This window comes from Sorangium sp. So ce426 (assembly GCF_051475585.1).
Taxonomy (GTDB): Bacteria; Myxococcota_A; Polyangia; order Polyangiales; family Polyangiaceae; genus Sorangium; species Sorangium cellulosum_B.
Window position 1 is genome coordinate 3,715,001 of sequence record NZ_CP150341.1, and the last position, 20,586, is coordinate 3,735,586.

At 72.7% G+C, this 20,586-nt stretch carries 15 protein-coding genes and 1 tRNA gene; 7 read left to right on the forward strand and 9 right to left on the reverse strand.

What is annotated here, in order from left to right:
• Nucleotides 1-67: 67 nt before the first annotated feature.
• Nucleotides 68-2,437: a transglycosylase domain-containing protein gene (locus WMF44_RS14060; protein WP_437299623.1), complete on the forward strand. Its 2,370-nt coding sequence runs from the start codon at nt 68-70 to the stop codon at nt 2,435-2,437.
• Between the two features lie 24 nt (nt 2,438-2,461).
• On the opposite strand, the gene tadA is transcribed toward WMF44_RS14060, so the two are convergent.
• From tadA to WMF44_RS14075, 3 genes are all read right to left on the reverse strand, one after another.
• Nucleotides 2,462-2,995 (reverse strand): tRNA adenosine(34) deaminase TadA, encoded by a 534-nt coding sequence (gene tadA, locus WMF44_RS14065; protein WP_437299624.1) that lies wholly within the window; start codon nt 2,993-2,995, stop codon nt 2,462-2,464.
• Between the two features lie 34 nt (nt 2,996-3,029).
• A tRNA-Arg gene (locus tag WMF44_RS14070) sits at nt 3,030-3,103 on the reverse strand.
• A gap of 742 nt (nt 3,104-3,845) precedes the next feature.
• A complete protein-coding gene (locus WMF44_RS14075) occupies nt 3,846-4,475 on the reverse strand; it encodes a hypothetical protein (protein WP_437299625.1) in 630 nt (209 codons plus the stop codon).
• Between the two features lie 24 nt (nt 4,476-4,499).
• On the opposite strand from WMF44_RS14075, the gene WMF44_RS14080 reads away from it, so the two are divergent.
• The 5 genes from WMF44_RS14080 to WMF44_RS14100 all read left to right on the forward strand — a co-directional run bounded on the left by WMF44_RS14080 (nt 4,500) and on the right by WMF44_RS14100 (nt 12,267).
• Nucleotides 4,500-5,354 (forward strand): redoxin domain-containing protein, encoded by an 855-nt coding sequence (locus WMF44_RS14080; RefSeq protein ID WP_437299626.1) that lies wholly within the window; start codon nt 4,500-4,502, stop codon nt 5,352-5,354.
• Between the two features lie 38 nt (nt 5,355-5,392).
• On the forward strand, nt 5,393-6,796 hold the full coding sequence (locus tag WMF44_RS14085) for a VWA domain-containing protein (RefSeq protein ID WP_437299627.1): 1,404 nt from the start codon (nt 5,393-5,395) through the stop codon (nt 6,794-6,796).
• A gap of 16 nt (nt 6,797-6,812) precedes the next feature.
• On the forward strand, nt 6,813-8,345 hold the full coding sequence (locus WMF44_RS14090; RefSeq protein WP_437299628.1) for an acyl-CoA carboxylase subunit beta: 1,533 nt from the start codon (nt 6,813-6,815) through the stop codon (nt 8,343-8,345).
• Nucleotides 8,346-8,434: 89 nt separating this feature from the next.
• Entirely contained in the window at nt 8,435-10,870 is a 2,436-nt protein-coding gene (locus WMF44_RS14095; protein ID WP_437299629.1) for a S8 family serine peptidase, read from the forward strand.
• A gap of 128 nt (nt 10,871-10,998) precedes the next feature.
• Complete coding sequence (locus WMF44_RS14100) at nt 10,999-12,267, forward strand: pyridoxal phosphate-dependent aminotransferase (protein WP_437299630.1); 1,269 nt, start codon at nt 10,999-11,001, stop codon at nt 12,265-12,267.
• On the opposite strand, the gene WMF44_RS14105 is transcribed toward WMF44_RS14100, so the two are convergent.
• The 5 genes from WMF44_RS14105 to WMF44_RS14125 form a co-directional block, all read right to left on the reverse strand.
• Complete coding sequence (locus WMF44_RS14105; protein ID WP_437299631.1) at nt 12,254-13,966, reverse strand: L,D-transpeptidase; 1,713 nt, start codon at nt 13,964-13,966, stop codon at nt 12,254-12,256. The two genes, WMF44_RS14100 and WMF44_RS14105, sit on opposite strands and share 14 nt — an antisense overlap.
• 94 nt (nt 13,967-14,060) lie before the next feature.
• Nucleotides 14,061-14,219, reverse strand: coding sequence for a hypothetical protein (locus tag WMF44_RS14110; RefSeq protein WP_157906653.1), 159 nt, complete (start codon nt 14,217-14,219; stop codon nt 14,061-14,063).
• Nucleotides 14,220-14,415: 196 nt separating this feature from the next.
• Entirely contained in the window at nt 14,416-15,150 is a 735-nt protein-coding gene (locus WMF44_RS14115; protein WP_437299632.1) for an AgmX/PglI C-terminal domain-containing protein, read from the reverse strand.
• 184 nt (nt 15,151-15,334) lie between these two features.
• Nucleotides 15,335-17,503 carry a DUF1565 domain-containing protein gene (locus WMF44_RS14120; RefSeq protein ID WP_437299633.1) on the reverse strand — a complete coding sequence of 723 codons (2,169 nt, stop codon included), beginning with the start codon at nt 17,501-17,503 and terminating at the stop codon, nt 15,335-15,337.
• An 83-nt stretch (nt 17,504-17,586) separates the two neighbouring features.
• The gene (locus tag WMF44_RS14125; protein WP_437299634.1) at nt 17,587-19,293 is read right to left on the reverse strand and encodes a hypothetical protein; all 1,707 of its coding nucleotides are present in this window, start codon (nt 19,291-19,293) and stop codon (nt 17,587-17,589) included.
• Between the two features lie 254 nt (nt 19,294-19,547).
• Between WMF44_RS14125 and WMF44_RS14130 the strand changes: the two genes are divergently transcribed.
• Nucleotides 19,548-19,919 (forward strand): hypothetical protein, encoded by a 372-nt coding sequence (locus WMF44_RS14130; protein ID WP_157906655.1) that lies wholly within the window; start codon nt 19,548-19,550, stop codon nt 19,917-19,919.
• Nucleotides 19,920-20,044: 125 nt separating this feature from the next.
• Here WMF44_RS14130 and WMF44_RS14135 read toward each other — a convergent pair whose 3' ends face one another.
• On the reverse strand, nt 20,045-20,566 hold the full coding sequence (locus WMF44_RS14135) for a hypothetical protein (protein WP_437299635.1): 522 nt from the start codon (nt 20,564-20,566) through the stop codon (nt 20,045-20,047).
• Nucleotides 20,567-20,586: the final 20 nt, after the last annotated feature.

Below are 20,586 nucleotides of genomic sequence, written 5' to 3' on the forward strand. Positions count from 1 at the left end.
CGGCGCGCGATCAAGATGACGCTGCGAGTTTCTTCCGGCCGCCAGGCGTTGCTACCCTAGGGGAACCTTGGGATTCAAGCGCAGGAGAATCGCTGCGGTCGCCGGGGGAGCCCTCTGTGGCGGGCTCGTCGTCGGGTTCGCTCCTTTTGTGCGCTACCAGGCCGAGCGGGCGGCTGATCGGTACGGGGCATCGCTGTCGATCGACCAGGTTCGGCCCACCTGGAGCGGCGTCTCCCTGAAGGGGGTGGACGTCCAGCTGCGCGGGGCGCCGAGCATCTCCATCCGCCTGGAGGAGGTCGCCGTCGCGCTGGGCGCTTCGGGACGGCGCGTGACGATGCGCGGGGGGACTGTCTCCGCCGTCGGGCCGCGTGAGGCCATCCTCCAGGAGCTGGAGACCTGGCGGGCGGGGCAGCCGGCAGGACGTCCCGGCACCGCGACGAACGAGGGGGGCGGTAGCACCGAGCTGGAAGGCCTGCGGCTCGTCTGGACCGATCGAGCTGCCTCACCCGCGGAGAGCCTGTCGGCCGACGACGTGCACCTGTCGCGCGCGGGAGGGCGGACAGCCATCGCCGCGCGCGAAGCGATCCTGTCCCTGGGACGGGCCGCCTTCTCTGTCCGGCACGGCCGGCTGGTGCTCGCCCTGGAGCAGGGGCGATACCAGGTGAGCGAGCTCTCGGCCGACTCCATCGACGCCAACGTGGCGCTCCCGGAGGGGACCCCTGAACCTCGGGTCGTGCCTGAGCAGAGCGGGCGCACCCATCCGGCACAGCTGACGAGGGCGGCCGAGCGCAGCGACGGGGCCGATGCGGGGCGGAATCGAGGGGCTGCGGTTCGAGATGCCCTCCTGCGGGCGGCGCAGGGCATCGATCTGGCGCTCGGTAAGGACGCCAAGGTCAACGTCGCAGGCGTCACCGCGCGCCTCCGGCGCGACGCCGATCACCTCAACCTGGGACCGGGGCACCTCGCCGTGCGGCGCGAGGCAGGCTCGCTCGTGGTGGAGCTCTCGCCTGGAGAGGCCGCGATCGCGGCCGCCGGCGCCGACGCCCAGCAAGCGCTCACCTTTCGCCTTCGCGTGCCGCTCAGCGACGCGAAGGAGACCCCGCAGGAGATCGTCGCCGACGTGCAGGGCGGACCCATCTGGCTCTCCACCCTCGGCATCCATGAAGGGGACATGGGCCTGTTCGATGTGGCGCGGACGTCGATCGTCAGCCGCGCGCGGGTCGTCCTCTCGGCCGACGGCCAGACGCTCGGCGTCGACGGCGAAGGAAGGCTGAGAAATCTCTCCCTGCGGAGCGCGGCCCTGGCAGACGAGCCCATCGCAGGCCTCGACCTGGCATGGCGAGCGAAGGCGAACGGCAAGCTCGACGGGTCCAAGCTCGTCGCCGAGGACGCCGAGGTCGACCTCGGTGCGCTGAGGCTGATCGCGCGCGGCGAGTACGAGCAGGCCGGGAACTCACACCGGGTCCGCGGCACCTTCGAGGTGCCCCTCACGGCTTGCCAGTCGATGCTGGATTCGGTGCCCAAAGGGATCGTGGCGAAGCTCCACGGAATGAGGCTCGCCGGCTCGTTCGGGATCGAAGGGAAGCTCCGGTTCGATACCGCGAACCTCGACCGGAATTTCTTGCTTGACTGGGGCGTATCGAACACCTGCCGCGTGACGGAGATGCCGCCGGAGCTCAGCGTCGATCGCTTCAAGCGCGCGTTCCGGCGCCTGGTTTACGGGCCCGGGGGCAAGCGCGTCGACATCGAGTCCGGGCCAGGGACCGCCGACTGGGTCCCCTACGAGGACATCTCCCGCTTCATGGAGGTCGCCGTGCTGACCACGGAGGACGGCGCCTTCCACCGGCACCACGGGTTCGACGAGGAAGCCATCAAGAACTCGATCCGCGAGAACCTCCGGAAGAGGAGGTTCGTGCGGGGGGCGAGCACCGTCAGCATGCAGCTCGCCAAGAACCTCTACCTCGAGCGGACCAAGAGCGTGGCGCGCAAGCTCCAGGAAACCTTGCTCACCATGTACCTCGAGCAGGAGCTCACCAAGGAGCAGATCATGGAGCTCTACCTGAACGCGGTGGAGTTCGGGCCGCTGGTCTACGGCATCGGCGCCGCCGCGCGGCACTACTTCAATGCGTCGGCGGCGCAGCTCTCGCTCGGACAGGCGCTGTACATCGCGTCGATCCTGCCAAACCCGAGCGTGCAGCACTTCGGGGCGAACGGCGAGGTGACGCCTGCGTGGAGCGGGTACCTGCGCAAGCTCATGCAGATCGCGCACAGGCGCCGCCGGATCTCCGACGAGGAGCTGGAGAAGGGGCTCCAGGAGGTCGTGGTGCGAGGCTCCCCTGCGCCTCATCTGGCGCCCCGTCAGCCCTCCGAGGACGGCGGTGAGGCCGGCGAGGACAGATCGGGAGAGGACGAGGGGGGCGCCTGGGCGGCGCCTTGACGCCCGCACCTGCGGGCCGGGCCGTCAGCGCTTCGACGCGGCGGTCCGGAGCTTCGCGAAGAACGCGCGGAGCACGCCGGCGCACTCGTCCGCGAGCACGCCCGACGTGACCGCGAAGCGATGGTTGAGCCGGTTGTCGCGCCCGATCGCGTAGAGCGTGTCGACCGCTCCCGCCTTCGGGTCCGGGCAGCCGTAGACGAGCCGCGCAATCCTGGCATTGACGAGCGCGCCGGCGCACATGGGACACGGCTCCAGCGTCGCGTAGACCGTGGCCCCTTCGAGCCGCCAATGACCAAGCCGCCTGGCCGCCGCCCGCAGCGCGTCCACCTCGGCGTGACCGGTCGGATCCTGGTCGATCTCGCGACGGTTTCGACCGCGCGCCAGCACCGTCCCCGCCGCGTCGACGACGAGCGCCCCCACGGGGACGTCACCGGCGCCTGCCGCAGCTTCGGCCTCCGCGAGCGCCTCGCGCATCCACCGCGCGTCGGCGCTCGCTGGTTCCTCCGGCTGTGCCACAGGGGAGAGGAGCAAATCCGCTCCGTCATCCATGACAACCATGAGAGGCTCAGGACCTTTTACACGACCGATCAGGCGCGCCCAGGAAGATTCGAACTTCCGACCCCCGGCTTCGTAGGCCGATGCTCTATCCAGCTGAGCTATGGGCGCTCTGGTGAAGACCAGTGCAAGACGTGGCTACGCCACCGCACTCCCGCGTCGCGCTCGGTTGCGCGAAGTGAGTGCCGGCGTTTATACGCCCCCGAGCGAGCTGTCAAAGGAAAAGTGATCGAGGCCTGAGGGCGTCTGCTCGGATGCACGGCGTTTGCGGCCGAGGTCGTTGCCAAGGGCCATGCCGGCGACGCACACGAGGCCGGCGGCGGGCAACGAGCGCTGGACAAAAACAGGGCGCGCGGCGACTCCGTCACGGAATGGCCGCGCGCTTTCACACGCTCTCGAAGGGCAAGCGAAGATCTAGAAGCGCACCACGAGATGAGCAGGCCAAGCTGACGAAACGGGAAGAAGCTGTAAGCCAAGCAGCAGCGGCGCCATGGAGAGGCGGGATGGCGCCCGCTGAACGACCAAGCACAAGCTAGTGAGGCCCGTTACGAGGGGAGGAGGACCGAGACACGCTGCAGCCCACAGCGCAGAACACGGCCAATTCCGCCTGGAGCAGCCTCTGTGCCACCCCGCGGCCTCCTCCTCGGCGCCGTCCTCGCGCGCGTACGTCCAGCGGAATACTCACGTTTCGCCGCGGTTTCTTCGGCTTCTTCGGCTGTCGTGGATCCCGTGTCCGACGAGGTGCTCGGGCAGCGGTGTCGCGTGCCATGCCGTGCTTCGCAATCTTTGCGGACCAAGCGTCCCGGCCAACGGACGCCGTGACGCGTTGCGTTGTCGAGGGCGACGCGAGTGCCTATCGGGGGCCGCCGAAGAGGTGGTCGTGCGGGGCGTCGGCGTGACAGCGCTTGCAGAGGGGCAGAGCGCCGCGGTGGGTGGAGGTGCCCTGGGGCGTGAGGACGAGGTACTCCCAGTTGCCGCCGTCGGGGTCGTAGCCAGACGGTCGCTTCACCATGGCCAGGAGCGTGTCCGGCTCCGATGCGCCCGCCCGGTAGTGGAACTCGACAACGGCGGCGCCAGAGGGGAGGACGCGATCCGGACCGAGCTGCGGGTAGGGCGCAGCCGCCGCGTTGATCCTCACCTCCGCCTCCATCTCGCCGGTGAAGTGCTGGGAGCGAGCTCGACCCGTGACGGGCCGGAAGCTCGCGAGCTGCCCGGCGAGCTCCCACGCCGAGGGCGCCGCGGCCGGCGGTGCAGCGGGCGCCGCGGCCGGCGCGCGCGCCTCGGGGATGGAGCTGGAGCCGCGCCCGATCCACGCCGTGCTCTCCGCGACGTGAGCGGGGGACGGGGACGGCGGGGGCGGCGCACAGCCGAGCGGCAGGGGGGCCCACCCGGAGCGGACCCGCGCCTCCGTCGAGAGCGTCATCGAGGCGAGCGACGCCGCAGCGAGCGCGCACCACGCAGAGAGGCGGGTTCGGGACCGCACCGGCCGAGATGCTACACTGCCCGGATGTACCTGGCCTCTTCCTGGCGAGGCCGCGCATGGCGCGCCCTCTCGGCCGCCACGCTGGTGTCGCTGTCGGGCGCCGCGCTGCTGGGGGGCGCCCCGCACGCAGCCGCCGAGGCGGCGTCCCGCCGCGCCTGGCTCGGCGTGGAGCTGGAGCCAGGGCCGGCCGGGGGGGTGGTCGCGAAGCACGTCGTCACCAGCTCGCCGGCGGCCAAGGCGGGCATCGTGGACGGCGATCAGGTCATCGCGGCGGATGGCGTCCAGATCGACGAGCCAAAGCAGCTCGTCGCGCGTGTCGCGCTCGCGGGGCCTGGAAACGTGGTGAACCTCCGGATCCGGCGCGGCGGACGAGAGCGAGACGTCGCGCCGACGCTGGTGCCGTTCCCCGGGCACGATCAGATCCTTCGCCTCGACAAGATCGGCACGTTCGCCCCAGCCTGGAGGTCGCTCACCACGGTCGGAGGGACCGTCCCGGCGAACATCGGGACCCTGCGCGGAAACGTGGTGCTGCTCGATTTCTGGGCGACCTGGTGCGCGCCGTGCCGCTTGATGGCCCCGCAGCTCTCGGCGTGGCACGCGGCGTACGCCGCGCAGGGGCTGCGGGTCGTGGGCGTGACGACCGACGACGTGAGCGTCGCGACGAAGACAGCGCAGGCCCTCTCGATGCGCTACGCGGTCGCGGCGGACGCGTCGGAGTCGACCTCCGCGGCCTACGGCGTCAAGGCGCTCCCCACGATGTTCGTGATCGACAAGAAGGGCGTCATCCGGGACGTGGTGGTCGGGTACGACCCGACCCGGCACGCCGAGGTCGAGAAGCTCTTCAAGGCGCTGCTCGCGGAGCCCGCGCCGGCGCCGTAGCCGCCGCGGGGCCGCGCCGGCTGACCGGTACGCCCTCCATGCTGCTCTCCATCGACGAATTCCTCTGGGCGCTGCGCCGCGACGGCTTCGCCGTCTCGACGGCGCAGGCCATCGACGTCACGCGCGCGTGCGCCCTCGTCGGGTTCGGCGACCGAGGGGCGCTGCGCGACGCCATCGGCGCGGTGGTCGTCGAGCGCGCCGCCGATCTCCGCCGGTACCGCGCCTGCTTCGACCGCTTCTTCTCCCCCGCGGGCGCGCACGTCGGCGATCTGTGGGGGCGCCTGCGGGAGCGAGGGTTCTCGGATGGGGAGCTCTCCGCCCTGCGCGATCTGCTGAGCGCGGCGGCGGAGCGGAGCGGCGCCTCGGGCGACGCGATCGCGTTCCAGGCGCTCGCAGGGACCGCGGGGGAGCTCGACCGAGCGCTCCAGGCGGCCGGGATCGCGCGCGTGCTCGCGCCGATGACGAGCTCGCTCCAGGTCGGGTTCTTCGCGCAGCGGGTGATGGATCAGCTCGGGGTGCCGGCCGTCGCCAGCGCGCTGCGGCGGATCCGGAGCGCGCTCGAGGAGGCGCTCGGCGAGGAGCGGGGGAGGGCCCTCGGGGAGGCGCTCGCCGCCGAGCTGGAGCGGATGCGGCGCCGCGTGCGCGAGCACGTGACGCTGTCGCTCCGGCGCGTCGAGGGCGAAGAGCCTGCTGCCCAGGGCCGCATGGATGTGCCGTTCGCCTCGCTCGGCGAGGGCGAGATGGAGGAGGTGCGCCGCGCCGTGAAGGAGCTGTCCGTGCGGCTCCGGGGCGCGGAGCGGCTCCGGAGGCGCCGCGCGCGGCGCGGGAGGATCGATCCCCACCGGACGCTGCGGCGCAGCCTCCAGACGGGCGGCGTGCCGTTCCAGCCGGCGCGTCGAGCGCGGCGGCGCGACAAGCCGCGCCTGATGATCCTGTGCGACGTGTCGGACTCGGTCCGCGTCGCCGCGCGGTTCATGCTCGAGTTCGTCTGCGCGGCGCAGGAGCTCTTCGACCGGACGCGATCGTTCGTCTTCGTGAGCGAGCTCGCCGAGACGACCGAGCTCTTCGAGGCGTTGCCGGCGAGCTCGGCGCTCGAGCGGATCCAGCGCGGCGAGGTGGTGAACCGGGCGCACAACTCGAATTACGGGCGCGCCCTGCTGGCCTTCGAAGAGCGACACGGGCGTGACGTGGACCGGCGGGTGACCCTGGTGATCCTGGGCGACGGGCGCACGAACTACTTCGCGGACGAGGCGGAGATCGTGAGGAGGCTCCGTGACCGGGCGCGGGCGCTCCTGTGGCTGTGCCCCGAGGGGCCGGGCGCCTGGGGGACGGGGGACAGCGCGATGCCGCGCTACGCCGCCGCGGCGACGAAGGTGCTCGTCGCCCGGACCGCGCGGGAGCTCGAATCGGCGGCGCGGGAGGTGGTCGCCCGGCGCGCTTAGGGCTATGGGTCGCGCCATGTCGCTCGATCAGAAGCTGCGGGATCTCACGGCGCGCATCGAGAAGGGAGGCGCGCAGAAGTACCACGACAAGAACGCGGAACAGGGCAAGCTGTTCGCGCGGCAACGCGTCGCGCTGCTCGTCGATGAAGGCAGCTTCATCGAGGACGCGGCGCTCGCCAACGCGCTGGATCCCGAGCTGCCGGCCGACGGCGTCATCACGGGCACCGGGACGGTGGGCGGGCGCCCCGTGTGCGTGATGGCGAACGACTCGACGGTGAAGGCCGGCTCGTGGGGGCGCCGCACCGTCGAGAAGATCCTGCGCGTGCAGGAGACCGCGCGGCGCCTCCGGTGCCCGCTGCTCTACCTCGTCGACTCCGCGGGGGCGCGCATCACCGACCAGATCGAGATGTTCCCCGGGCGGCGCGGCGCGGGCCGGATCTTCTACAACCAGGTCGAGCTGAGCGGCCTCGTCCCGCAGATCTGCCTGCTGTTCGGCCCGTCGGCGGCGGGGGGCGCCTACATCCCGGCGTTCTGCGACGTGGTGTGCATGGTCGAGAGCAACGCGAGCATGTACCTGGGCTCCCCGCGCATGGCGGAGATGGTGATCGGCGAGAAGGTCACGCTCGAAGAGCTCGGCGGAGCGCGCATGCACTGCTCGGTCTCCGGGTGCGGCGACGTCCTGGTGAAGACCGAGGAGGAGGCGATCGCCTTCGCGAAGCGCTACCTCGCGCTGATGCCGCAGAGCTCCGCCGAGGCCGCGCCCCGCGTCGAGCCGAGGCCGGAGAAGCCAGGGCAGCGGCCGCTCGAGGACGTGATCCCCGCCGACGAGAACAAGCCGTTCGACATCATGGCCGTGATCGACGCGATCATCGACGAGGGCAGCTTCGTCGAGATCAAGAAGCTCTACGCCCGAGAGATCGTCACCGGGCTCGCGCGCGTGGAGGGGCGCGCGGTCGGCATCGTCGCGAACCAGCCGAAATACAAGGGCGGCGTGCTGTTCGTGGACTCGGCCGACAAGGCGGCGCGGTTCATCTGGCTGTGCGACGCGTTCAACATCCCGCTCCTCTACCTCGCCGACGTGCCCGGCTTCATGATCGGGACCGTCGTCGAGAGGCAGGGGATCATCCGGGCCGGGGCGAAGATGATCGCCGCGGTGAGCGAGGCGAGCGTGCCGAAGCTGTCCGTCGTCGTGCGCAAGGCGTACGGGGCAGGGCTCTACGCGATGTGCGGGCCGGCGTTCGCGCCCGACGAGTGCATCGCCCTGCCCTCGGCCTCGATCGCCGTGATGGGGCCGAGCGCCGCGGTGAACGCCGTCTACTTCAACAAGATCCAGGCGATCCCGGCGGGGCCCGAGCGCGAGGCGCTCGTCCAGAAGCTGCGCGACGAGTACCGGGCCGACGTCGATCTGGAGAAGCTCGCGAGCGAGCTCGTGATCGACGCGATCGTCCCGACGGCGGACCTCCGCCGCGAGGTGGCGCGCCGCTTCGAGCGGTACGCCGGCAAGGTCGAGGAGAGGCCGCGAAAGAAGCACCTCGTGCCGCCCGTGTGAGCGGCGCGCGGCGCGCTCCGGAGAGCGCGCGGCGAGGGCGGCGCCCTTCGTGACCTCGGCCGCGCGCGGACGTGGTGTAGACTCGCGGCGTGCTCGCCCGCAGATCTCCGCTTTCCATCGCGCTGCTCGGCCTCGCCCTCGCGGCGGGTGAGGCGCGCGCCGACGTCCCGGCCCAGGCGGTGGCGCGCCTGCTCGGCTCGCGCCTGGGTCGGCACCCGCTCGCCGATCCGCGCGGGCGCGTCCCCGTGATGGTGCCGCTGCCCGCCGGCGCCGACGCGCGAGCGCTCGGGCTGCTCCCGGTCGCGCCGGGCTTCGGGGCCATCCGGCTCGCGCCCGGCGACGTCGGCGCCTTCTCCGCCGCGCACCCGGAGCTCAGGCTGCTCACAGGACCGCCGCGGCGGCCCCTGCTGGATCGGTCCAAGGGGTGGATCCGCGTCGAGCCGTACAGGAAGGCGACCGGCGCGGACGGCGAGGGGGTGGTCGTCGGCGTCGTCGACACCGGCCTCGACGTGACCCACCCGGATTTTCGAGACAAGGACGGCAAGACACGGATCCGATGGATGCTGCAGGCCGGAAGCCCGAAGGGGCTGCACGCGGCGCTCGAGCACACCTACGGGTGCGATGATCCGGACCAGTCGGCGTGCGCGATCTTCTCCGGCGCCGACATCGACGCCATGCTCGCGCAGAGCAAGCCCGGCATCCTCCGCGACATCGCGGGGCACGGCACGCACGTGGCCTCCATCGCCGCGGGCAACGGCGGGCCGATGGTCTCGGAGCGGCCGCGGTACGTCGGCGTGGCGCCCGCCGCGACGCTGATCATCGCCGCGCCCGCGCGGCCCGGCGAGGGCTTCGACGATCCGGACATCCTCAAGGCGGTGCAGTTCATCTTCGACCGCGCCGAGGAGCTGAACATGCCGGCGGTCGTCAACCTGAGCGTCGGGAGCGATTTCGGGCCCCACGACGGGACGAGCCCGCTCGAGGCGGGGCTCGCCGCGATGGTCGGCAGCGCTCATCCGGGGCGGGCGATCGTCGTCGCCGCAGGCAACAGCGGCGCGACGTACGAGATCGACGGCGAAGGGCCGCTCGGGATCCACACCGAGGCCCACGTGTCGGCGCACGCCGAGACGCGCGTGCCCATCCGCACGCCGAGCGCCGAGCGCGGCGAAGGATACGTCTGGATCACCTTCCGGCCCGGGGACGAGGTGTCGGTCGGCCTCGACGGGCCGGGCGGCGAGGCGTGGATCGGCCTGGTCGAGCCCGGAGACGACGCCGGCTACACCGGCGACGACGGCGAGACGACCGGCGCGGTCATCAACCGGCTCGCGAACGGCAAGTCGCCCATCACCGCGGCGACGAACAGCGCCGTCGTGGCCTTCAGCGGGGCGTGGAAGGCGGGCGAGTTCGCGATCCGCCTGCGAGGCCGAGGGGACGCGCAGCTCTGGGTGACGGGGCTCGGCGACGTCTCGCCGTCGCACGATCTCGGGCTCCTGTTCCCGCGCGCCATCAAGCAAGGGACGATCAACGTGCCCGCGAGCCACCCTGGGCTGCTCGCCGTGGGGTGCACCATCAACCGCGTCCGCTGGCAGCCGCAGGGGAGCTCCACGAGCGTGCGCCTCACGAGCCTCGACGGCGTGGACATCGAAGAGGACAGCGCCTGCTACTTCAGCGCGGCTGGCCCCACGCCGTTCGGCGTGGCCAAGCCGGAGATCAGCGCGCCCGGCGGCCTGGTCGCGGCCGCCATGGCCAGCGGCGTCGACCCGCGCGACGATCCCGGAGGGCTGTTCGATACGCCCGGGTGCCCCGGCGACGAGCCTTGCTTCGTCGTCGACGACCACCACGCGATCGCGTCAGGGTCGTCCATGGCGGCGCCGCAGGTCGCAGGGGCGATCGCGCTCCTCTTCCAGGTCAACCCGAACCTGACCCAGGCGGAGGTGACGGAGGCGCTCCAGGCAGGCGCGCGGTACCCGAGGGGCGCGGTGCCGCTCGACGCGCAGCTCGGTCCCGGCGTGCTCGATCTCGAAGGCGCGCGCCTCGCGCTCGAGGCCGCCGAGACCGGCGGCAACGAGCCGGCGCTCGACAAGAGCTGGTACGTCCTGTCGAGCACCTACGCGAGGCCCGACCCGTCGTGGCCGGTCTGGGGGACGATCGAGCTGCGGCGCCCTGACGGCGCCCCGGTGAGGGGCGTCGAGGGGAAGCTCACGGTCGCCGTCCGCGGCGGGGTGATGCACACGCCGCTCAGGGAGGTGCGCCGCGGGCTGTGGCAGTTCGCGGTCGCCGCCCCGCGCGGCTCCGGAGGGGCGACGCTGGCCGTCGACGTGCTCTACGACGGCGCCTCGCTCGGCGCGCGCGAGCTCCCGGTGGGGAGCGACGTCTGGATGGCGAACGGAGAGCTCGAGGCGACCAGCGGCGCGTGCACGTGGACCGCGGCTCGCCCGGACGGGTTGCCGCCGTCGAGCCGCGCCGCCTGGGGCCTCGCGAGCCTCCTCGTGGCGGCGTCGGCGGCGCGCCGGCGGCGCCGCGGCTGAGCACCCCCGCGGCCCGCGCGCCCTTGCGTCGCCCGGATTGCACGCGCGGCTGCCGTCCGGCGCCGTCCGTGTCACGGTGGCCGACCGGCGGGGCGGGGGAGAGCACGACGGCGATGGAGCACGGACGCATGGAGAAACGGGTGATCCTGGATCGACCTCCCGCGGCAGAGGCGGACGCGGGACACGCGCGCGCGCCCCGGCCGCTGCGGTTCGCGGCGCGCACAGGCTGGGATCTCTCGGGCAACAGCCTCGCGTCCGTGCTCGCCGAGGCGCGCGGGGCGGGGCGCGCGCTCGTCGACTTCACCGAGTCGAACCCGACGCGCTGCGGGATCGTCGACGCGGCTCACCTCATCGCGCCGCTCGGCGAGCCGCGCGGCGAGCGGTACGCGCCGCTGCCGCTCGGCGATCCCGAGGCGCGCGCCGCGGTGTCGCGCTACTACCAGGAGCGCGGGCTCGACGTGGATCCGTCGCGCGTCGTGCTGACGGCCAGCACCAGCGAAGCGTACGGCTGGCTGCTCAAGCTGCTCGCGGAGCGCGGCGACGACGTGCTCGTCCCCGTGCCGTCGTACCCGCTGCTCGAGTACCTGGCCTGCCTCGAGGACGTCGCGCTCACGCCCTACCCGCTCCTCAGGGAGGAAGGATGGCGCATCGACCTCGGCGCGCTCGAGCGCGCGGCCGGCGAGCGGACGCGCGCGGTGGTGCTCGTCCATCCGAACAACCCGACCGGCTCCTTCGTGCGCCGCGACGACGCCGCCGCGCTCGAGGCGTGCGCCAGGGAGCGCGGGCTCGCGCTGATCGTCGACGAGGTCTTCGGGGATTACGCCCACGGAGACCTCGCCCCGGACCGCTTGCCGAGCTTCGCCGGCGCGCGGCAGGCGCTGACCTTCGTGCTGAGCGGGCTCTCCAAGGTGATGGCGCTGCCGCAGCTCAAGCTCGGCTGGATCGCGGTCTCGGGGCCGCCGGAGCTCGCCGCGGCGGCGCTGGAGCGGCTCGAGGTCATCGCGGACACCTACCTCTCGGTCGGCACCCCGGTGCAGCTCGCGCTGCCGGAGATCCTCGCCTCGCGGGCGCCCGTCCAGCGCGCGATCCTGTCGCGCGTGCAGGCCAACCTGGCGGTGCTCGACGCGGCGATCGCCGCGCGCGCCGGGGGCGCGGTCCGGCGGCTCCCGATCGACGGCGGTTGGTACGCGACGCTGGAGGTCCCGCGCGTGCACGACGAGGACGGCTGGGTCGAGCTCCTCGTGCGCGACGAGGGGATCATCGTCCACCCCGGCTACTTCTTCGACATGCCGCGCGACGGCTTCCTCGTGGTCGGCCTGCTGCTCGATCCGGACGTGTTCGCGGAAGCCGCGCCGCGGCTCGTGGGCCGGATCGCGCGCGCGATCAGCGGTGAATGAGGACCACCGTGGAGCGGCCGGCGTCGCGGGAGGCCCGCAGGCCGTGCCACCCCTCCGGCACCGGCGGGTCGGTCCAGGCGAACATCTGCTTCGCGTCGATGGGGGAGAGGTTGACGCAGCCGCCGCTCTTCGGCTCGCCCCAGGCGTCGTGCCAGTACGCGCCGTGCAGCGCGTGAGGTCCGCTGAAGTTCTGCACGAACTGCACCTCGGAGTGGACGATCTTGTCGTTCGTGCTCGAGACCATCATCGCCGTCACGAACTTCCCGTCGATGCGGAAGCGCCCGGTCGGCGTCGCCGCGGTCTCGATGGCGGGGATGCCCTGCCTCGGGACGCCGCCGCGCCCCGGTGAGATGAGCGTCGCGAAGACCGGGGTGAGCTCTTCGTAGGCGACGAACCAGCCGCCGAGCACGCTCACCTCGATCCACTTGCGCGGCGACGACGGATCGCCGTCGCCCTCGAGCGGCGAGCGCTTCGCCGCCTCGATCACGACGGCGTCGTCCGCGCGCACGTAGACCCCCGGCTCCTGCGTCTCGAGGAGCCGCTCGCCGTCCTCGACCTCGGCGCGACCGGTGAGCCCGACCGAGGCGAGCCGCGCGAACGACGCGCCGGTCGGCTCGAAGCGGCCGCCGGCGCCCCGCTGGTACTTCGGCCGATCGGTCTTGCGGAAGAACGCGAGCGGGAGCGAACGCCCGTCCTTCAGCCAGACGCCCTGGAAGCTCGAGCGCGGGTAGGGCTTCAGGCGATCCTTCGGCATGTACGCCTGGTCCGAGGTCACCACCCAGGTCCGATCCTGCGCGTCGAACGCGCGGGTGAACGCCACAGTCGAGCCGTTCACGATCCGGTCGCGCCCCTCGCGCACGAGGCCGCCGAAGGGAAACAGCGCCGGGGCGGCGACCCCCGCGGGCTTCAGGTCGACGCCCACGAGGGCCTCGTCGATCGCGCGGATGGCTTCCTCGCCGGCGCCCTCGGCGGCGCGCACCTTCGCGATGTTCGCGAGGTGCTCCTCGAGGTCCCACTCGGAGCGCCGCTGCTCCTTCGCGCTCGGGAGGTGCGGGTAGCGCGGCGCGCCGGTCGACTCCGCGTAGTCATAGGGCCACGGGGAGTCGACCCTGGGCGCGTGCGGCCGCAGCGCGGCCACGACCGGGTCGTTCGGGTCGACCGCGGCGCCGGCGCCAGCGCAGACGTAGCCCCGCGGCTCGATGGCGTACCACGCGTCGCACCCTTCGCCCGGCGTCCGCGCGGCCTCGACGCTGCCGCCGCGCAGCGCGACGGAGCCGCCGAGCCCCAGGTAGCCGCTCCAGCCCCGCGTCGGGTAAGGGCCAGGGTTGATCCACGCAAAGCGCGCCTTGGAGTAGATGCGCGCGCCCTCCGCCGCCGCGCTGGCGGGCGGCGTCGTTGCCGCCGCGCTGGCGGGCGGCGTCGTTGCCGCCGCGCTCGCCGCGGGCGGCGCGTCGGCCTCCGCCTGGGCCGGGGCCGGCGCCTTCGTGACGTGCGCGGCCTCGACGACCGCGGCGCGCGGCGCGGCCGCTCCCGAGGACACGCGTGGCGCGTCCGCCTCGGGGGGCATCCGCAGGGCGTCCGCCTCGAGCGACGCAGGCGCCCCCTCGGCGGGGCTCTCTTCGGAGCAAGCAGCGGCGCCCCCCGACGCGATCGCGCACGTCAGGGCCGCGAGGAGGAAGGAAGGCGGTGAGCTAGCCATGCAAGCGGGAGAGACTAGTTGCCGGATGCGACCGGGGACAAGCGAACGACAGCCGCGCCGCCCGCGGCTGCCAGCCGGGGAGCCGCGCTCGCCGCTAAAGCCTGCCGAGCACGGCCACAACGAGCAGGATGACCCCGACGAGCGCCGCCGTGATCATCGCGAACCTCATGAGGCGCGGCTTGAGCCACTTCCACAGGACGAGGCGAGCCACCTTCCACAAGAGCACCAGGATCTGCCGGAGGACCTTGCCCACGACGAGAGCGTAGCGCAGTCCCGCGGCGCGCGCTGCCAGCAAGGGCGGTCGATTTCGCGGCCAATGGACGAGCCCCGCGACCCTCGCCGCGTCGGACAGGGCGGGACGCAGCGCGCGGCGGCACGCCCGTCGGACACCTCCGACAGCGGCCAGCCCGGCGTGCGGGCGATCGCTGCGGGCGGTGCGCGGCGTCACGTCAATCGATGTCGACGCTCACCTTCGATGCATAGCTGCCAGGAGAGGGGAAGGTGATCTCGCGCAGCGCGCCGGCGACACACTCGGCCGCCTCCTCGCCCCGTTCGTCGTCGCTGGACACGCCCACGCTGAGCGGCTTGCCGTCGGTGTCGATGTAGAGCGTGGCCTTGAGCTGGCTGGCGCCCGCCTGGCTTCGGCACGACGCGAGCGCCGGCCTCGCCTTCTTGTACGGCGTCCCGAGCTGGTCGGGCGTCCAGGGCACGGGCAGGCGCTCGTCGCTGCTCGGCTCAAAGGTGAAGCTGTTCTCCGCCAGGCCCTCTCCGCCGACCGGCTTCGGCCACCTCGTCGCCTTCAGGACGCTCAGCATGCACGCCTCGGTCTCGCGATCGCCCAGGTTCGAGTCCTTCACGAACGCCCAGCGCGCCGTGCCCTCCTCGGTCACCCGGACCTTGAAGCGGATCTCGCCCCCGAGATAGGGGATCCGCTGGACGCCTTTCTGGTAGCAGCGCGAGAGCCGAGGCGACACGCGCTCGAACGCCGCTTGCACCTTCTCCTCGTTCATGCCGCCGATCTCGGAACCCGAGCTCATCTTCGGGCTCGACGTCTCGACAGGCTCGGCGTCGACCATCACCGGCGCCACGGACGTGGGCGCGGCGCCGCCGCAGCCCAGCTGGGCCGCGAACGTCGAGAGAGCAACGACGGTGATGGTACCCCTGAGTAAGCACGTGAATTTCATGATCGAACGAGGACTCTATACGAGCCGCGTCTTGGGCGAAAAGAGCGCGATGAGGGGAACGCGCGCTGCAGTGCGTGTGAGAGATTCTGCGCCAGCGCGAACGCCGACGCGCCGCTCCGAACGCGCGCCCGCTCGGACAGGAGGCGTCCGCAACACACACGGTAGACCGTTCGGCGAGCGATCGTCACGGGGCGGGCGTGGCGCTGCTCGGGACGGGGAGCGCGCCTTCGGCGAGCTGATCGCTCTCCCGGTTGCCCTCGAAGCTGTTGTCCTCCGACACCGACGGCGCCTGCGCGCCCTGCACGACGAGGCCAAACCGGTTGCCGGCGGACTCCGAGCTCGCGAGCGCGCCGCCGCTGTCGCTGAACAGCAAACCGGCGCGCGCGCAGCGCTGCACCTGCACCGAGCTCACCTGCGCCGTCGAGCCCAGGACCACGAGGCCGTCGCCCAGGTCCGGCACCGATTCCGTCTGCCCACCGGCGCTCAGAGCCGAGAACGTGCCGCCCTCGACCCCGAGGATGACCGTGTCCTCCACCGTGCTCGGCGAGGCCAGCAGCAGGCCCGCCACGCGGCTCTCCAGCACGGCCGACCTCTGGACGAGGACCTGCGCCGCCCCGGCGCTCAGCACGCCGACGCCGCCCGTGCCGTCGCGCTCCTCCGGCAGCGAGCGCTCGATGAGGCTGTCCGCGATCTCGAGGATCGCGCCCCGGGACGCGGACACGCCCGCGACGTGGGGCTCCAGGACATACGTCGACGCAAGCGCGGCGCGGCCACCCTGCACGAGCACGCCGGCGGCGCGATCCCGGTGCAGCGGGCTCGCGCGCGTGCCCTCGATGACCACGCCGCTCGCCGAGAGCGTCCCGCCCGAGACGAACAGCCCGGCGTCGCCGGCCTGGCGCACGAGGCTCGACGACAGCGAGAGCGCTCCGCCGCGCTGCTCGACGGCGAATCCGAGGTGACCGCTCTCCGAGGCGGCCGCGCCATCGAAGAGGTTGCCAGATGCCTCGACCTCCGTGCCGGCGCCCGCGACGGCGAGCAGCGCGTCGCACGCCCCTGACAGCACGCTGGAGGCGAGCGACGCGCGCGCGCCCTGCTCCACGGCCAGGCCGCCGGCCTCGGGCGCCGGGTCCGCCGGGGCGGCGATGAGGTTGCGCGCCGCCACGAGCTCCGCGCCGGCGCCCGTCACAAGCGCGCCCAGGTGATGGTGGACGAGCGCGTTCGCGTCGAGCCGGAGCGCGCCGTCCTCGAGGTGCACGCCGACGCCGTCGCTCGTCGCCGACGGCAGCGCCGCGGCCTCCAGCAGGTTGCCCTCCGCGACCACCTCCGCCGCCTCGGAGCTGATCCGCAGGTTGATGGTGCCGCCGACCAGCGCGTTCTCGGTGAGCCGCGCCTCGGCCCCGGAGACGACGAGCACGCTGATCCAGCCCTCGCCCGTTCCATCGTCCGCCCACGACGACTGGACGAGGCTGCGCGACAGATCGAGGCTCGCGCCAGGGAGCGCGACCACGAGCCCCTTGCCGCTCTCGCCCGTCACCCGGATGTCGCGCACCGAGACCGCCGCTGACTGGATCAACACCCCGATCGACGGGCTGAGCAGGCTCACGCCGCGCACGCCGGCGTGGTCGACGTCGTGGATCCAGATCGCGCTGACGTTGCCGTCGGGATCGCTCTTCTCGCCCCGGAGCACCACCCGCGAGGCGCACCGCCCGACGATCTCGATGGGCTTCGTTATCTCGATCGGCTCGTCGTACTCGCCCTCGGCCAGCACCACGCGCCCGTCCGCCTGAACGCCCGCCAGCGCCTCCGCCAGCGTCGTGAACGGCCTCTCCCGCGACCCGTCGCCGTCTCCGCCCTCGTAGCCAGGATCGACGTGGAGATCGCCGGGCGCCTCGACGATCTCGCCCCACGGCGCCGAGCCGCAGCCGTCCGGGCCGTCGATGGAAACACAGCCCTTCTGCGGGACCGCGAATGTCCCCTCCGGGCACCTGGCCATGGTGGGATGGCAGGCACCGCCCTCCACGAACTCCGCCGCACAGCCGGGGATCCCGACGTCCATGCAGCCCTCGTCGTGCTTCGGGATCGTCCCGGGCGAGCACTTCGCGAGCGCGGGACGACAGAAGCCGTCCTCGTCGACGAAGGCGTCGGCGCAGCCCCGAATGCCCACCTGTGCACATCCGCTGGCGCCGCTGATCTGCCCCGGCGCACACCCCGAGCCGCCGGCGCCTTCCCCCGGGAGCTGGGTATACGGCGGCAGGTTGGTGCTCTCGCAGCCGAAGAGCGAGACCGCGCACAGGCTGGAAGCGAGAGAAAAAAGACACCAGGGCGCCGAGTGTCCAAGCTTCGCGCGCAACACCCCACCAACCTAGCAGATGCTCCGGTGCGCACGCCGGCAATGCGCGCCTCTCTCGCCGCCTCCAGCCGCTCGAGACCGGACATTCACGGGCGTGACCCGGACAGCCGCACGTCGGCTCGCGCCCAGGCGCGCTTGAAGCGCGCGTGTGCGGCGTCCGCCTCCTCTTCCTTGCCCTGTGCGCGGAGGCTGCGCTCGAGCCCGCACAGCGACCAGCCGTTCTGCGGGTGGTGGAGCAGGTCCTCCCGGTAAGTCGCCTCCGCGTCGCGCGCGCGGCCCGCCGTGAGGAGCACCGCGCCGAGCGTGTGGCGGACCGGCTCGGGCCAGTCCGGCGGCTCGAAATAGCGCAGCTCGTCCTCGATGCGCGCGGCGTCCTCGAGCATGCGAGCAGCGGCGCCGGTGTCGCCGCGCTCGGACGCGATCTGGCCCTCGAGCACGAGCGAGGCGATCTCGAGCAGATCCTTCGCGCGGTTCCTGCCGATCGTCGCGTCCTCCCGGCTCTCGGACGCCATCGCCCGGAGCACCGCCGCCTCGCGCGCGGCATCGTCATGGCGCCCCGTCGCGGCGAGCGCGCGGCCGCGCGCATAGCGCCATATCCCCGCCGTGTACCGCAGCCCGGGCGGCGGCGCCGGCTCCGCGAGGACGTCGTCCCACCGTCCGAACCGGACCAGCGCGAACAGCAGCGCAGGGCGGAACATCTCGAGCATCGGCATGTGTCGGACGTTGTGGTCGGGCACCGCCGCGGCCAGCTCTCGCGCGGCGCGCACGGCGACGGCGCTGCGCCCCTCCATGCTCGCCGAGACCGAGAGGAAATGGAGGTTGTGCGGGAAGTACATCATCGGATAGATGCCCTCCGGGCGCCGCTCGCGGATGTACCGGCGATCGGCCAGCACCGCCTGCTCGTTCGCGTCAGAGGCGTCGGCGTAGCGACCGACGCGCAGGAAGATGTGCGACGGCATGTGCACGAGGTGCCCAGCGCCTGGGGCCAGACCGCCGAGCCGCTCGGCGCTCGGCAACGCCCGCTCCGGCGCGCGCGACGCCTCGACCGCGTGGATGTAGTAGTGATTCGCGCCGAGGTGCTCGGGGTCTCGCCGGAGGACGCCCTCCAGCGTGGAGACGATCTCCTCGGTCTCGGGCTGCGGCCGGCCGTCCTGCGTCCAGAGATCCCACGGGCGCAGATCCATGAGCGCCTCGGCGAAGAGGACACCCGCGTCGAGGTCGTCGGGGAAGCGACGGGCGAGCTCGCGCATCGCGCTCGCGTAGGCGCGGTCGAGGTCCGCGCGCTCGCGGCCCGGCGCGCGGCCCGACGTGGAAGCGTGGCGCTCGGCCAGCGCGTCGATGTACGCGCGCTCGCGCTCGCTGGCGGACGCGGCGAGCGCGCGCGCCTCCTCCACGGCCTCGAGGGCGGCCCGCTCCCGCGCCGCGTCGGCCGGCTGGTTGATGTTGGGGCCGAGCGTGAGCGCGATGCCCCAGCGGGCCATGGCGAGGCCCGGATCGAGGCGGGCGGCCTCCCGGAATGCCTTCCTCGCCTCGTCGTGGTTGAACGCGTAGACGAGCCGCAACCCCTGATCGAAATAACGTTGCGCGAGCTGCGATGACGTCGTCACGGGGTGATGGAGAGCGCCGATGTCCTCGAACAGAGGGACGCGATCGGCGTCGGGCGCCTCCGCAGGCGCAGGGCCGGTCGGCGGCTCCGCTCCGGGCGAGGCGGGGCGCGGCTCCGCGCCGCACGCCGCGAAGGCGGCGCAGGCGCAGAGCAGGGGCAGGCTGAAGAGCGCGCGTCGAGCTGTCATGGGCAACCTCCCTGGAGCCCGGATCGCCACGGGTTCCGACGGTCCAACATCCCCTCGCGGGGTCGCTTTGCCTCGGGCGCCTCCCTCCGGCGCGATCGCGGAGGTCGAGCCGAGCGAGGGCCATGCACGCGCGGTTCCCGCGGCGCGGGAAGGCAGCGCACAGAAGGCCCGGACGTGACCGGGCCTCCGACGCGCGCGCGCCGTCAGCGCGGTGCTCGATGGACGGACGGCGCGACTTGCGGCAACCTCGGGACATGACGACGTGCAGGGATGAAGCTCTCCGCTGGGTTCACCGCTACGCGATCGGCGGGGCGGCGTTCGCCGCGCTTCCGCTCCCGATCTCGACCTCCACCGGGCTCGTCGCGATCGAGACGCACATGATGGCGATGGTCGGCGAGATCTACGGCGAGAACATGGGATCCGTGGTGACGACCGCCGCCGGCGGGAGCTTCGCGATCCTCGGGCAAGGCCTGAAATTCCTGGCCACCCGGGCGGTCGGCTTCGTCCCCCTGATCGGGCCGGCCATCAAGATGGGCATCGCAGGGCTCACGATCGAGGCGATCGGCCGGGGCGTGGTTGGGCACTTCGAGCGAAAGTACCCGGGCAAGATCTTCGAGAAGGCGTGAGCCGACGTGGCGCGCGCGGCGCGCGGGCGAGGCGCGCTGCGCGCGACGTGCTCACGAGGCGCGGCGCGAACATTGCGCCGGCGCGCGGCGCCGCGTGGTGCGCCGCGCGCCGCTAGCGACGTCCGTCAGTTCTCGCAGCCGCTGCAGGCGAGGGGGCAGGTGCCGTTCACCGTCGCCTGACAGTGAAGGTCGGGCGCGCCGGCGCTGTCGCCGTAGTCGCAGCAGATCTCGCCGGCGTTGCAGCATCGCACGCCGCAGCAGAGGCCTTCTTCGCAGCCGAAGCCGGGGGCGCACGCATCCGCGCACTCGCCCTGGATGCAGACCTGAGCCTCGGTGCACGTCGTGCCGCACGACCCGCAATTGCGCGGATCGCCGGTCAGATCGACGCACTCCGATCCACAGCACGAGAGCCCGGTCTCGCACGTGCACATCGTGCCGCCCTCGCCGCCCATGCCGCCCTCGCCCCCCGAGCTCGTCGTCGCGACGGTGGAGGTCGCTCCGCCTTCCCCGCCCGCGCCCCCGCTGGAGGAGCTCGATGCGGTGACATAGGTCGGCCAAAGGTCCACGGTGCCCGGGTCGGCTTCACATCCAGCGACAGCGAACAATGCGGCCCACGACAGCAACGCGATCACCCGATGACAGGGCATGAGCACCTCCAAGCCGAAAA